The sequence below is a fragment of the Kaistella sp. CFF1-2 genome (genome assembly GCF_059509915.1).
This window is the reverse complement of record NZ_JCAKLF010000002.1, coordinates 483334-498858: the sequence shown is the minus strand read 5'-3', so window position 1 is coordinate 498858 and position 15525 is coordinate 483334. Positions and strand designations below refer to the sequence as shown.

The 15525-nt window shown below is 37.6% G+C and carries 10 protein-coding genes; 7 read left to right on the top strand and 3 right to left on the bottom strand.

The features are described from left to right. Positions 1 to 67 precede the first annotated feature (67 nt). Both AC5XHR_RS07390 and AC5XHR_RS07385 read right to left on the bottom strand, forming a co-directional pair. On the bottom strand, positions 68 to 1582 hold the full coding sequence (locus tag AC5XHR_RS07390) for an SGNH/GDSL hydrolase family protein (RefSeq protein ID WP_495950142.1): 1515 nt from the start codon (positions 1580 to 1582) through the stop codon (positions 68 to 70). 7 nt (positions 1583 to 1589) lie between these two features. Then, on the bottom strand, positions 1590 to 2825 hold the full coding sequence (locus AC5XHR_RS07385; protein ID WP_495950141.1) for an OmpP1/FadL family transporter: 1236 nt from the start codon (positions 2823 to 2825) through the stop codon (positions 1590 to 1592). Positions 2826 to 3144: 319 nt separating this feature from the next. Here AC5XHR_RS07385 and AC5XHR_RS07380 point away from each other — a divergent pair, with 319 nt between their 5' ends. The 5 genes from AC5XHR_RS07380 to AC5XHR_RS07360 are packed head-to-tail and all read left to right on the top strand — an operon-like array spanning position 3145 to position 10250. Then, a complete protein-coding gene (locus AC5XHR_RS07380) occupies positions 3145 to 4518 on the top strand; it encodes a PSP1 domain-containing protein (protein ID WP_495950140.1) in 1374 nt (457 codons plus the stop codon). After that, a complete protein-coding gene (locus tag AC5XHR_RS07375) occupies positions 4511 to 4969 on the top strand; it encodes a gliding motility lipoprotein GldH (RefSeq protein WP_495950139.1) in 459 nt (152 codons plus the stop codon). The genes AC5XHR_RS07380 and AC5XHR_RS07375 overlap by 8 nt, the downstream gene beginning before the upstream one ends. Before the next feature lie 3 nt (positions 4970 to 4972). Further along, positions 4973 to 7363, top strand: coding sequence for a transglycosylase domain-containing protein (locus AC5XHR_RS07370; RefSeq protein WP_495950138.1), 2391 nt, complete (start codon positions 4973 to 4975; stop codon positions 7361 to 7363). Between the two features lie 39 nt (positions 7364 to 7402). Continuing rightward, positions 7403 to 8941 carry a protein adenylyltransferase SelO gene (locus AC5XHR_RS07365; RefSeq protein WP_495950137.1) on the top strand — a complete coding sequence of 513 codons (1539 nt, stop codon included), beginning with the start codon at positions 7403 to 7405 and terminating at the stop codon, positions 8939 to 8941. A gap of 31 nt (positions 8942 to 8972) precedes the next feature. Beyond that, positions 8973 to 10250, top strand: a complete 1278-nt coding sequence (locus AC5XHR_RS07360) for a DUF6080 domain-containing protein (RefSeq protein ID WP_495950136.1) — start codon at positions 8973 to 8975, stop codon at positions 10248 to 10250. Between the two features lie 49 nt (positions 10251 to 10299). Here the strand turns inward: AC5XHR_RS07360 and AC5XHR_RS07355 are convergent, their stop codons facing one another. Next, entirely contained in the window at positions 10300 to 10842 is a 543-nt protein-coding gene (locus AC5XHR_RS07355) for an SPOR domain-containing protein (RefSeq protein WP_495950135.1), read from the bottom strand. Between the two features lie 188 nt (positions 10843 to 11030). Between AC5XHR_RS07355 and AC5XHR_RS07350 the strand changes: the two genes are divergently transcribed. Next, positions 11031 to 12401 (top strand): c-type cytochrome, encoded by a 1371-nt coding sequence (locus AC5XHR_RS07350; RefSeq protein WP_495950134.1) that lies wholly within the window; start codon positions 11031 to 11033, stop codon positions 12399 to 12401. A gap of 23 nt (positions 12402 to 12424) precedes the next feature. After that, on the top strand, positions 12425 to 15514 hold the full coding sequence (locus AC5XHR_RS07345) for a TAT-variant-translocated molybdopterin oxidoreductase (RefSeq protein WP_495950133.1): 3090 nt from the start codon (positions 12425 to 12427) through the stop codon (positions 15512 to 15514). Positions 15515 to 15525: the final 11 nt, after the last annotated feature.

The following is a 15525-nucleotide window of genomic DNA, read 5'->3' as shown; positions in this document are numbered from 1 at the left end:
ATGCGCAAAGTTAAAAAAAATAAAAACCACTTGAAAGTTCAAGTGGTTTTTTGTATTTCAAAAATTATTAAGGAAAAGTAACTCCCGAATAACTGTTTGGATTTACTTGTGGTAAATTCGATTTGTACTTCATGTTAATTGCTTTGATAAACTCGTTTGCAATAACTCCGTAACCACGTCCTGTTAAGTGAACTCCATCCAATGAGAATGTTCCACCCGTCACGAAAGTAGCTGTGTATTTCACACCATCGAACATGATTCCAGAACCTTGTTTTAACTCAACCATTTTTGCGTTAGCATCAACAAAAGCGATATTGTACTGAGCTGCTAAAGCTGTAATCGCAGCGTTGTAAGCCGTAGTTGCTTTGGTTACTCTTGCTGTTTCAGTTGACGTTAGTACATATTTGTCATCCAATGGGAAAGTTACACCTAACTTATCAAATGGCGCAGGATTACTTGTTGGATTTTTGCCAATCACGGAAGATGCAGTTAATACAACTAAATCATCTTTTGTTGCGTGTCTTGCTTGGCTAAAATATGTTCCTAAAGCAGCCGCTTGCGCTGCAGGAAGCCCTGCTGCCGTTAAACCAGCTGTGATTTGAGCTTTCATAGGGTCCAAATCCTTATCCATAATTAAGATTGGATTTTGACCAGCTGCAGCTAAATTTATTCTTGAACCTTGTCCAAAGGCTGTAAGCACTTGCTTCAATGGACCTAATAAAGACTGATTCAAAGAAGTTGCTGTTGCATTATCCAAAGGAACCGCATTGTAAGGAACCGTTGTAAAATACGGGATCGCTGTTACTGAAGGGATATTCGCAATAACTCCTTTCGCTCCTCCAGCTGTAAGTGCTTGAAGATAGCTATTGATTACGCCTTTGTAAACGTTAGGATCTGTAATATCATTGCTACCATACGTTGTAGGATCTAAATTTCCTGTTTGGTCTTTACCGCTTCCTCCAGAAGTTGCATACGATAAAACGTCATTATTCCCAATCCAAAGAGAGAAGAATGTTGGCTTTTGAGCAAGAGCATCTTTTAACACTGATGTTGAAGCAGACGATGCGAAGCGAACAAAATATGGATTTGCTTTTCCAGCCGCAACTCCTGCTACATTTCCGTAACCATCAGCACCTAAATGGAATGATTTAGCTCCTGGAACCCCCATGTTTTGGTAAGGTCCACTACTGAAAATACTTGCTAAAGTTGTTGTTCCTGTTCCTGAAGCTACTACTGGACCTAGAGCCCCATTATTAACAGCTAGAACTAATTTATTTGCCACTCCGATAGAAGGCATTCCTCCTAGATTATCTGCCATCATCGGTTGTTTGAACTCGCCTCCTCCAGCTAATTGCATTTGAGCAGCAATCATGGAAGGATATGATTCGTTTTGTCCATCAACATAAAGAGCATTGTCTCTATATCCTGAAGTTAACGAGTTTCCTAAAGAAACGTATTTGCTGAAATCCGCCTCACCACTTGTGTATTGCGTTTCGGTAACGTCTTTATCAAAATCGGTATCACAGCTATAGCTTAATAATAGCGCAGAAACCGCAATTGTATTTATAAAAATCTTTTTCATTTGTCTATTAATTAAGGTTATAACGCAATCCTAAACCAAAGTAGAGTGTACTTGCTTTAGCTTGACCCGCGAAATTGTATTGAGGGTTATTGAAAACTCTGCTTTTTGGGAAAGATTTAGCCACAGCCAAATCAACTCCAAACGTATTGAAATTCAATCCTAAACCTCCTGTAATTACATGAGCATCGAAAGATGGTGTTTCTGGGATGAAGTTTTCATCAGAATATGGAGCTTCATCAAAGTACCAACCTAATCTACCTGCAATCATGTCAGTGAACTTGTATTCTGTACCAACACGAATTGTTTTTGTATTATGGAAGTTTTTAGGAGTTACAAGAACCGTAGCGTCTCCTGGCTGATTACCCACTTTTGCATTTTCAAAATCCAAAGTTAACTTGTCGTACCCAGACCAACCAGTATAGTTGAAATCTGCAGACATTTTCCACTTCGGCGTGATTTTGTACGTTGCACCAATGGTGTATTCATCTACTAAAGGAAGTGTCGCCTTAAAGTTATCTTGTCCATTTGCATCAAGGCCTATTAATGAGAATAAACTTGGAGCAACGTTGAACGTTACTTTTCCGTTTTCTGCTTTCATATCAATAGGAGAACGATACGCGATACTTACATCCAATTTATCATTTGGTTGGAAATAGAATCCTAATCCGAATCCGCTTCCTGAAGCCTTATCGTCGTTAATGTTCATCGAACCACCAAACTGAGTTACAGATTTATCCCAATCTACTAAACCAGTAGCATAAATATAGCTCATACCAAATGAAGCCCAAGGTGCAAGTTTCACAGAAACCATGGGTTGGTAGAACATACTTTTAAGTTCCATTTTGTGAACCATTTCTTTTCCAGACCAAGAGTCTCCCCAGTCAATTGTACTACCAAAAGGTGTTGCAAAACTGAACCCTACAGAGATACTTGGCGTTACTTTATAAGCAACAGCAGCATAAATAGGTGTTCCTATTGGGTTGTCCGTTTCGTAAGATTGATTGGTGTCAAGGTTTTGATACGTTACTTTAGATTTTGCTCCAAAGCCACCTGCTACTACACTTAATTTAGAAGGAATGAAAGAAATTCCCGCAGGGTTGAAGAATGCAACACTCGCATCTTCTGCATGTGCACTAGTGTGAGCCATAGCAAGTTGTTTTACCCCTTGCAATGATACTCTGAATCCACCAGCAAATACCATCATACCCGTAAGTAAAGAGGCTGTAATTAATAGCTTTTTCATGTTCAAATTTGTTATTGCTTCAAATATAAAATTATTTTCTATCAAATGTTAAGGGAATGCTAATATTTTTAAACAAAATGCTATTTATTGCATTAGTTTAATTTTGAAAAACTCGAATAGTTTACTTGTATTTAACTATAAATAAAGGAAAAAGTGATTTTTAGAATATGTTAAATTAAATAAGTGTTTAATTTTAAACATGAATTTTAAAAAAGTATGTAGCAACTAGGCTTCATATTCAGAAAATAAATTAATTTTAAGCACTAATCTTTTTTATAGTAAATTTGCAAGAATTAAAAAGAATTAAAAAACTTAATATATGAGTTGTGGATGTAAGACATCCGGAGATTCCACTCATAGTTGCGGTACAAAAAGTTCTACAGGTTGTCAAAGTGTTGACACATGTGGAAATAGCTATAAATTAAGTGTTTTCGATTGGCTTTCTAATGTTGAAAGACCGAATAGAAACACAAAATGTGATTATGTTGAGGTTCGTTTTAAGAATGACAGAAAGTTGTTCTTCAAAAATGTACATCAGTTGCCTTTACATATCGGAAGCATTGTAACAGTGGAGTCCAGTCCGGGACATGATATAGGCGTAGTAAGCCTTACAGGAGAGCTTGTGCGAATTCAGATGAAGAAAAAAAGAGCATCTGAGGAGCAAGCCCTTAAAATCTATCGAGTAGCCAACCAAAAAGACGTTGATGTTTGGAAAGAACTACGTCAAAAAGAAGAAACCGTAAAGCGTGAAGCACGTCGTTTGGCTTCTTATCTTAAGTTGGATATGAAAATCACCGATGTTGAATACCAAGGTGATGGAGGGAAAATTACCTTCTATTATATTGCTGATACACGTGTTGATTTCCGTCAATTAATTAAAGAATACGCTTTAGCTTTCAAAACAAAAATCGATATGAAACAAATCGGTTTCCGTCAAGAAGCGGCGAAAGTGGGAGGTATTGGATCTTGTGGTCGCGAATTGTGTTGTAGTACATGGTTAACGGATTTCCGTTCGGTAAATACCAACGCGGCACGTTACCAGCAATTAAGTATCAATCCTCAAAAGCTTGCTGGTCAGTGTGGTAAGTTAAAATGCTGTCTAAACTACGAATTAGATAGTTATTTGGATGTTCTGAATGATTTTCCACCTTCAAACTCTGTTTTAGATACAGAGAAAGGACGTGCGTTTTGTATTAAAATCGACGTTTTCAAAAGAAGAATGTGGTTTGCATATGCAGATAGTCCGGTAGCTTGGTTTGATTTGGATATCGTTAAAGTTAAAGAAGAATTAGCGAAGAATAAAAAAGGCATGAAGGCGCTTCCTTTGGAAGACATGATGTCGCACAATATTTCTGCCGTGAAATCGAATGTTGATTTGATTCAGGAAGATAGTGTTGATCGTTTTGAGAAGAAAAACCGTCCGAACAAGAACGGAAACAATCAAAACAGAAGAAAAGATCGCAAGCCAAATACAAATTCCGATCGTCCAAAAGAACAAAAACAAGATCAGCAGAATAAAAATCAGCAGAAACCAACTGGCGAAGCTCCGAAAAATTCTGAAACAGGAAACGCTCCAAAAAAGCAAGGTCAAAACCAAAATAGACCGCCTCAAAAGAATTTTAAAAAGCGTTCTGGAAATGGTCCAAAAACTCAAAATCAACAAAAACCGAATAATCCAAATACCAATGCATAAGTATTTTTCGTTAGGACTAGGATTAGTGCTTTTCGTTTCATGCTCTAAAGAAGCCGTTTCTATGAACTCGCTTCAAGGAAATTGGGACGCAAAGAAAACCTTAGAGTTTCCTATTGAAGTAAAAGATGCAGGGATTGCGAAAAATATTATATTTGTTGTACGAAATAACAACGACTATCCTTATAGTAACATTCGTTTTTTCAGTACTTTAGAGAAAGTGGGAGCGAAAAATTCGAAGGTAGATACGTTGAATTATTCAATGGCAAAACCCAATGGAGAGTGGAAAGGAAGCGGGTTTGGCGATACCAAAGAAATATTATTTCAGTACAAAACCAAGTATACTTTTCCTGAAAATGGAAAGTATATAATTAAAGTAAAACAAGCCATGCGAAATGATAAATTAGCAGGGATTGAGGATTTTGGAGTAAAAATTGAACAAGTACAACCATAATACATGGAAGTGAATAAGAATAAACAAAATGGTAATTCCACATTTCCCTTGCCGCCGAAAAAGAAAAGCGGAAAGTCGGGAGTGAGAAGATGGATTAAATATGTTTGGATAAGCTTATTAGCAGTGGTGCTCGGTGTAGCGGCGCTGTTTTTTGCTGTTTCCGAAGGTTTCTTAGGAGAAATGCCGGAAATGAGCGAGCTTGATTCGCCAGATATCTACGTGGCTTCGGAGATTTTCTCATCGGATGGAGTTCGATTAGGGAAATTCGAAAAAGAAAAAACACAGCCTGTTACCTATCAAGAGTTACCACCGCATTTGATTTATGCGCTTCAAGCGAAAGAAGACGAGCGTTTTAGAGAGCATTCCGGGATTGATATTCAATCCGTTGCTAGAGCCGTTGTTTTCGGTGGAAAGCGAGGTGGAGGGTCTACAATTACGCAACAACTTGCTAAATTGCTTTTTACAGATAATGTATCTGCCAATAAAGTCCAAAGAGGTTTCCAAAAACTGAAAGAATGGGTTGTGGCAGTTAGTTTAGAGAAGCGTTATACGAAAGAAGAAATTATCACTTTCTATTTTAATAAGTTCGATTTCCTTTATAATGCCAATGGAATTGAGATGGCATCTCGAATCTATTTTAATAAAAGTACGAAGGACTTAACCTTACCAGAAGCAGCGATGTTTGTTGCGATGTTGGAAAATCCGGTTAAGAATAATCCGATGCGTAATCCAGAAAAGGCTAAGCAAAGAAGAGATGTAGTTTTGGATCAAATGTTGAAAACGCAATACATCGATCAAGCTACGTATGAAAGAGCGATTAGTACGCCAATTACGCTAGATTATCACCCAGTGAAATCTATTGAAGACGGGTATTCTGCGTACTATAAATTCTATTTGAGAAAAGAGATTAATCAATATCTTGACAAATACGAAAAAGAGAAAGGAAAAAAACTGAATCTTTTCAAAGACGGTTTGAAGATTTATGTAACCTTAGATTCTAAGATGCAAAAATATGCCGAAGAGGCCATGAAAGAGCATTTAACAACACTTCAAAGAAGCTTTGATGCCGAAATGAAGCGTAATCCAAAACGACCTTTCTATCATTTGAATAAATCGCAGATTGATAAAATCATGATGCAAGCCATCAAAAGAACAGGTCGTTACAAGCAATTAGTTCGTGCAGAGGTTCCGGAAGATTCCATCATGATGGAGTTTCAAAAGCCGATTAAAACAACGATTTTCACTTGGAACGGCGAAGAAGAAGTAGAAATGTCTCCGTACGACTCTATTCGATACCATAAGCAAATTGCACAGGCAGGTTTAATGTCCATGGTTCCAGCAACAGGTGAGATTAGAGCTTGGGTTGGAGGGATCAACTGGCAACATTTCCAATACGATCACATCAAGCAAGGTAAGAGACAAGTAGGCTCAACATTTAAACCGTTCGTATATGCAACGGCGATTATGAAGCTGAATATGACTCCTTGTTCTACGGTTTCTAATGCGACGTTCTCAAAAGCAGGGTATACAACAAAAGGTTCTGGTGGCACACCAACCCTGAGGAATGCATTGGCATTCTCTCAAAACCCGGTGGCTGTTCGTTTAGCAGAGATGGTAGGTACCGAAAGTGTTATCCAAACCATGCGTGATTTAGGCGTAACAGAAGATATGTCTCAGCACAAAGGATTGTCTATGGCATTAGGTACGTCGGATATTACGATTTACGAAATGTTAGGTGCGTATTCTACGTTTGCAAACTTTGGAAATTATATGAAGCCGGAAATGATTTGGCGTATTGAAGATGCCAATTCACGACTAATTGCTGAGGTAAAACACGAGCCTAAAGAAGTTCTAAACGAATTATATGCCTATACCATGATTGATTTAATGAAAGGAGTGGCGCAATTTGGTACGGCTTCTGGTGAATTAGGTCGACGTGGAATTTCAAAAGCGGTGGAAATTGCCGGTAAAACGGGTACTACGCAGAATAACTCCGACGGTTGGTTTATGGGAATTGTTCCGAATTTAGCAACAGGAGTTTGGGTTGGATGGGAAGATAGAGCAACTCACTTCTGGTCAACCGGTGAAGGTCAAGGGGCGAAAATGGCTTTACCGATTTGGGCAATCTACATGAAGAAGGTTTGGGCCGATAAAACACTCGGAATTACACCAGATGATAAATTCGTGAAACCGACAGATTGGAGTGGCGGATGTGCCGAACTTTCTGGACTTGGAGGTGGTTACGGAGATTTGGGAGGTTTACAAACTATGGACGATATTCAAAATCCGAAGCCGAAACCCAATTCAGGTGGAGAAGGCGGAAGCACGAAGAAAAAAGAAGAAAACATCAATGAAAATCTGAATAAAGAATCAGAAATTGATTTTAACAAATAAAAACATAAAGCCTTCCCCAACGGGAAGGTTTTTTATCTTATGAATATTCAAAATATTACACAGCCTTTTATAAAACAATTTTCTGGGGATCTTTCGTTAGATGCGAGACAGCGTCAAACTCCAGGTTTTTTATATGCTTTGGTGATGCCTATGGATTTTCCAAATTCGTCTTTGCTTCATTTCAATTCCAATCTTTCAAATGAGATAGGTATGGGAGTTCTTAATGGCGGTGAAGGTTTTTTATCTGCACAAAATTTACCATCGAATGTCGTTACGTATGCCACTGCTTATGCAGGACATCAATTTGGAAATTGGGCAGGACAATTAGGTGATGGGCGTGCTATTTTTGCAGGTGAAATTTCAAATGCAGATGCTAAATCAACCGAATTGCAATGGAAAGGAGTAGGCGCAACGCCATATTCTCGACATGCTGATGGTCGCGCGGTTTTAAGGTCGTCTATTCGTGAGTATTTGATGAGTGAAGCCATGCATCATTTGGGCGTTCCAACAACGCGAGCCTTAAGTTTGTCTTTATCTGGCGAGATGGTCGTTCGAGATATGATGTACGATGGAAATCCTGAATACGAAAAAGGAGCCATTGTCATGCGTACGGCGCCAAGTTTTCTTCGTTTTGGTCATTTTGAATTGTTGGCTTCTCGTGGTGAAATCGACGAGTTGAAGAAATTATGCGATTATACAATTGCGAGATATTTTCCGGAAATTCAAAGTGAAGGAAAAGAAAAATATATAACGTGGATTAAAGCAGTTTCTAAAAAAACGGCAGATTTGATTTGCGAATGGATGCGTGTTGGTTTCGTTCATGGCGTTTTGAATACTGATAATATGTCGATTCTTGGTTTAGGAATTGATTACGGGCCATATTCTATGCTGGATCAATATGATCTTAACTTCACGTCAAACACCACAGATCTTCCAGGAAGACGTTATGCTTTTGGAAAACAAGGTCAAATTGCACAATGGAATTTATGGCAATTGGTTAATGCCATTTTTCCAATTATTGAAGACGAAAGCGCTTTGCAAGATATTTTAAATGATTTTAGCGGTTATTTTTGGAAGCAGTATGACAGTATGATGCTTCGAAAGCTTGGAATTGATGAACTACAAAATGGCGATGAAGATTTGATTACCGAACTAACAGGGATTTTGCAAGATTTGCAATTCGATTATACCTTGTTTTTTACTGAATTGGAACGTTATCGTGTCGGTGCTAATTTTCAATGGAATTGGGATGAGATTTCGTACAAACGTATTTCCGATTCAGAGATGGAACGTTTTAATACGTTCTTAAATGCATACAAGGAACGTTTAGAAAAGAATGGAGTTTCAAAAGAAGAGTCTTTAGATTTGATGCAAAAATCCAATCCGAAATTTACGTTACGTAATTATTTGCTATTTCAGTGTATTGAAGAAGTGAATTCAGGCGATATGACGCTGTTTTCAAAATTATGGGATGCCTTACAAAATCCATATCAAGAACTTTATCCTGAGTTTTCTAAAAAGAGACCTTTAGGATTTGATGATCAACCGGGGTGTTCAACTCTTTCATGCAGTTCTTAGAATCCGTATTTTTGCCGCAATTTTATAATTCATGACAAAAGCGAAATCGTTTTTCTACAATTTGATTAAGTTGGTTTTTCCTTCAACAAAGACAGAAATTCTTCTTTTTTTGGTTTTTTTATTTGGTTTTGGGTTTCTCGCGACCGAGATTGCCCTAAACTATCGAATCATCTTTGACAATCGAATCCCTTGGGATGCCTATTTTAGTTTTGATAATCGTTCGATTGTTTTTACAGGTGGCGGTTTTGAAAGACATCCACTAGCCAATTATTTTTTCGATCAGATTCGAAATTTCGCACTTTGGATTTCTGGCGAAAAATATGATGCTGATTTTCGATTGATTCTAGCTTATTTCAGTGTTTTAACGGTTAGTTTATCGTTGATTCAAATATTCAAATATTTAAAAAATATCATTCGACTTCCGCTATACGTGTCGGTATTGTTAGTCGTGTTTACTGCATTTTTTTCGACAAGTATTTTGCTTTCGTTTACACCAGAAACCTATACGTATACCTTTTTGTTGCTGACGATTTTTAATTATTACGCTGCGTTAAAAATCCGTGAAGACAAGAAAATTTCTGGAGTTGGACTAGGCTTTTTAGCGATCTCAACGGGAGGTTTAACGATCACGAATATTGTAAAAGTTTACATTCCAGTTCTTTTTGAAAAAGATGTTTTTCGAAGTTGGAAGAAATTTGGAAGCGCTGTTTTACGAGTTGGTATTTCTGTTGTTGCTTTTGTTCTTCTCTATCTAAATCGTTTAGACTGGGATGTTACACGAATTTTTAGCAAAACTTCGGAGCAGTATGAGAAATTTTCACAACCGAAATCCGTTCCTATTTGGGATATGATTGTTTCATGGTTTTTCGGTGGCAATGTTTTGTTTTCAAGCTTTATGATTCGCGATTACCATAATAAAAAAGGATACGACTATAAAGCTTTGTTCATGGATGTTTACGACGGAATTGGGCAATATCTTTTTGTTGGAATCTTGCTAGCGCTTGTTGTATGGAGTGTTTTTCAGAATCGCAAGAATAAATTGGTTTGGATATTGACGATTTCGTTTTTAGTGGATATCATCATCCACTGTGTCCTAAAATTCGGATTGCATACGTCCTACATTTACGGCGGACACTTTGTTTTTGTTTATCCGCTACTTATTGGGTGGCTATTGTATTCTTATCGAGATTCGAAATTAGGATTTTCTCTAGTGTTTGGAGTTTTTCTCATGTTGTTTGCCTTTCTACTAGGAAACAACATCTATCGAATGACCGAGTTTTTTGATTTTCTAAATCAATACTATCAATAAAAAAGTCCGAACCTCTGGTTCGGACTTTTTTATTTTTATCGTTTTGCGATTATTTTGCTTCAGCACAGAAAATGTAGTACTGTACAATCGTTGCATTTTTAAAATACTCTCGGATTCTTCTCAAATCCGGTGCTGCAGTTTCTTTTTTAAAGTAACTTCCAACTAAGATTTTATAATTTGGTCTAAGTGAAGCATCGGTTTCTGCTTTAATTGAAGGGAACCTTCTTCTGAAATAGGCTTTGATTTCGTTTGCTTCTGCATTGGTTTTCACTACAGTAAGCTGAATTTTATAACCCATTAATCGTGGGTTTTGTCTACAAATCTCAGCAGTTGTTAATTTTCTACTTGGAACGTTTACACGACTTGCTCTCGATTCTGATCCGTCAGAAATTCCAGAACTTGAAGAGCTTGAGGTTGGTCTCGAGATCGCACAATTTGCTTCCGCCTTATCCATAAGATCGCTTATACGCTTGTCCATGGTTACACTAACCTCAGTACCACTAAGGGTATCTTTTTTAGTAACTTGTTGAGCGATTGATAGATGGGATACGAATATCAAAAATAAGCCAAAAGACTTTAAAAGATTTTTCATCAATTAATTATTTTACGCAAATGTAATATAAATAAAAAATATACCAAAACCATCTATTTAGAATCAGTATAAATTACCTTGATTCCGAATAAAGCTCCCTCTATGGCTCTTAAAATTGTGTTAAAAGTTTTATTTTTGCGGAATTGATTCTAATAGTAGATTAATTAAATAACCCAATTTTACCATAAATGATTAGTTGGAGAAAGCATTACAAGAAAGGTCTGATAGCGATAAGTTTATTGTTGTCAACTGGTGCTTCTATTTATGCACAAGAAGGCGATCCTAAAAATGGAGAGAAGCTCTTTAAGGCAAACTGTACCGCGTGTCACGCTTTAGACAAACAATTGATTGGTCCTGCACTTGGTGGTGTGGTAGATCGTTTGCAGAAAGACCAAGGTCTTGATACAGGATGGCTTCATAAGTGGATTAAGAACAATGAAGAGTTAAGAGCTTCAGGCGACAAGTACGCAAACGAAGTTTTTGAAAAATTCAATAAGACTGCGATGACGCCGTTTCCGAATCTTTCTGATAAGGACATCGACGATATCTTAGCGTACACAACAAATCCGCCAGCTCCAGAACCAGAAGCTGCTGCTGGAGGTGCTGCAACGGGTGCTGATGCATTGGCTGCACTAGAAGCTGAAAAGAAAAACAGCTTAAATTCTAAAATCATTCTGGGGTCTCTTTTAGCAATTGCTGGACTTTTAGTTTGGTTGTTGTTGAAACTTAGACAATTAGTAAAACTTCAACAAACGGAAGAACTTGGTGATCTTGGTGCTACAAGAGTTAAGTCTTTCGGTGAGTTGTACGAGAAATACCAAATTGTTGGTAAAGCGTTAATGGGTCTTTTGGCCTTGTTTGCGGTTTACGGAGTTTGGAACTGGTTAATGTGGATCGGTGTTTACAAAGGATATACGCCAGAGCAACCAATTCACTTCTCGCACAAAATTCACGTTGGAGAAAACAATATCGACTGTCAGCTTTGTCACTCTGGTGCGAAGTATGGTAAAGTTTCTGAAATCCCATCAATGAACGTTTGTATGAACTGTCACCGTAACATTTCTGAGTATAATGGAAAATATATGGAGCCAGGAAAAGATAAAGCGTTCTACGATAACGAAATCAAGAAAATTTACGCAGCAACAGGTTGGGATCCTGAAAAACAACAGTATACAGGAAAAACAGCTCCAGTAGAATGGACACGTATTCACAATATGCCAGATTTTGTTTACTTCAATCACTCACAACACGTAGTGGCAGGAGAGCAAGCAATTATCAACGCTCACAATAAGAAAAATCCGAACAACCAAATTGATGTGGTTTGTAAGGCGTGTCACGGTCAAGTAGATACCATGAATGTGGTACGTATGGCTAATGACTTCACAATGGGATGGTGTATTGAATGTCACCGTACAACGGAAGTTGATACGAGCAACGGATATAATAAAGAGTATTTCCAAAACCTACACGAGAAACTGAAAAAACAGTATCCTAAATCCGAAGGTAAGATTACCGTAGACGCAATCGGAGGTTTAGAGTGTGGTAAATGTCATTATTAATAACGAAAAAATAAGAAGTATCAATGGCTTCAAATAAAATACAATTCAGAAGTATTCATGAACTAAATGATCCAACGCTTAACAAGCAGTTGGCTCAAAAGGAGTTTCAAAACGAAATTCCAGTAGATGAATTTTTAGCGGACGAAAAAACAGGCGCTACTTCTACTTCCAGAAGAGATTTTCTTAAGTTATTAGGATTCTCTACAGCAGCAGTAACATTGGCTGCTTGTGAAGCTCCTGTTATTAAAACGATTCCTTATGTGGTAAAGCCGCATAACATTATTCCAGGAATCCCTAATTATTACGCTTCTGCTTATTTTGATGGATTCGATTTTGCTAGTGTTTTAGTAAAAACGAGAGAAGGTCGTCCAATTAAAATTGAACCGAATACAGCAGCAAAAGGATTTGGTACAACCAATGCTAGAGCTCAGGCTAGTGTTCTTTCACTTTACGACAACGATAAAGTAAAGCAACCTAAATTAGACGGTAAAAACGAAACATTCGATAAAGTTGATGACTATGTTCTTAAATCTTTAACGGATGCTCAAAATGGTGGAAAAAGAATCGTGGTTCTTTCACATTCATTGCCTTCACCAACATTCAAAAAATTATTTGGAGAATTTAAAGCAAAATATCCTGCTGCTGAATTAGTAGTTTATGATGCCTATCCATACGCTGCAAACCTTGATGCAGCACAAGAAGTATTCGGAACAAGAGCGCTTCCTGTTTACGACTTATCAAACTCAGAATTGGTTGTTTCTTTCGCAGCAGATTTCTTAGGAGATTTCAACGCACAGAGCTTAGAGGTTTCTTACGCAGCAGCTAGAAAGCCAGGCGCAAACATGATGAGACATATCCAAGTGGAATCTAATATGTCTTTAACGGGTGCTAATGCCGATTCTCGTTTTAATCTTAAGCCAAGTGCAGTTCTTAAAACTTTAGTTGAAGTTTACAAAGGATTGAACGGAGGAACTGCTGATAAAGTAGCTTCAGAATTGGTTAAAGAACTTCAAGCGAAAGGAAACAAAGCAGTTGTTTTAGCTGATGGTAGCAAAGCAGCGATTGTTCTTTCACACTTAATCAACCAAAAGTTAGGTTCTACTGCATTTACAGGAAAAGCTAATTTGCTAAAAGAATTTGACGGTGTACGTTACCAAGAATTCTTGTCTTGGATGAATGCGGGACAAGTAGGTACGCTAATCGTAAATAATATCAACCCAATTTATTCTTCTAAAAACGGTGAAGCTTTCAAAGCAGCTGTTAAGAAAGTGAGCAATGTAATCTCTTTCGTTGATAAGAAGAATGAAATGTACGAAGCTTCTAAGGCAGTTATTCCAGTTGCTCATTGGTTAGAGTCTTGGGCAGATTTCACGCCGCAGTCAGGTTTCTATGCTTTGACGCAGCCAACAATTCAGAAAGTTTTCAAACCTAGACAGTTAGAAGAATCTTTACTAGTTTGGATCAACGGAAAGAACAGTCCTAAAAATAACTACTACGATTATTTGAAAGCAAATGCTCAAACAATCCTAAGTGGTATTTCTTTCAACCAAGCTTTGTATAACGGTTTCAACGAAACAACAGGTTCTACAGGTTTATCATATAGCGGAGGAAATGCTGATGCTGCAATTGCAGAAATCAACAAATTCGCTCCTTCAGCTTTAGAATTAACATTATATACTAAGACAGCTGTTGGTGATGGTACACAAGCAAACAACCCTTGGTTGCAAGAATTACCAGACCCAATTACAAGAATGTCTTGGGATAATTATATTACCATTTCACCTAAAGATGCTAAAGAATTAGGATTAGAGAATAATCTTAATGCAAGAATGCAGCTGAATGGTGATTTAGTAAACGTTACAGTTAATGGAGTAACAATCAAGGATGTTCCAGTAATTATTCAACCAGGTCAAGCGGCAGGATCTTTAGGTCTAGCTCTTGGTTATGGTAAGAAAAACTCTGGTAAAGTAGCTGAAACAGGTATCAATGCATATCCATTATTTGATGGTTCGAACTTGATGCTAAACAACGTGAAGATCGAAAAGTCTGGTGAAGATCATGAGTTTGCAGGAATGCAGCTTCAAGGAACTTTAATGGGACGTTACGATATCGCAAAAGAAGTTACTTTAGAAAACTTCATCAACGTTCCTTTCGACGATGCTAAAAATGGTTGGAACAAACCATTGGAATACCATACAATTAACGGAGCTTTACCAGCACGTAAAATTGACCTTTGGGACGCTTGGGATGATACAGATGGACCACACTTTAACCTATCTGTTGACCTGAACTCTTGTACTGGTTGTGGAGCGTGTGTTATCGCTTGTCAAGCGGAAAACAACGTAGCCGTAGTTGGTAAAGAAGAAGTTAGAATGTCTAGAGATATGTATTGGTTGAGAATTGACCGTTACTATTCAAATGATATTCCTGCTGAAGTTGATACAAACAAAGATGGTAAAATGACTACTGAAGAAGCAGTAGCAGCAGGAATCAACGTACCAGGAATGTATGGTAATGCTTTCAATAAAGAAAGTGGTATCTTAAATCATCCGGCAGAAAATCCAGATGTGATTTTCCACCCAGTAATGTGTCAGCACTGTAACCACGCACCTTGTGAAACAGTTTGTCCAGTTGCGGCAACATCACACGGTAAGCAAGGTCAAAACCAAATGGCTTACAACAGATGTATCGGTACAAGATATTGTGCGAACAACTGTCCGTATAAAGTAAGAAGATTCAACTGGTTCAACTATGCGTTGAATGACAAGTTCGACTTCCAAATGAATAATGATTTAGGTAGAATGGTTCTTAACCCAGATGTTGTTGTAAGAACAAGAGGGGTTATGGAAAAATGTTCTATGTGTATCCAAAGAACTCAAGATACCATCCTTACTGCGAAGAAAGAAGGTAGAAGAGTTGCTGATGGCGAATTCAAAACAGCTTGTTCTCAAGCGTGTTCTACAGGAGCTATGAAATTTGGTGACATGAACGATAAGTCATCTGAGGTGAGAAAACTTTACAGTGATAATAGAAGATACCTTCTATTGGAAGAGATTGGTACAAAACCAAACGTATTCTATCACACGAAAGTTAGAAACAGAAAACAAAAATAAGTTTAAATAAT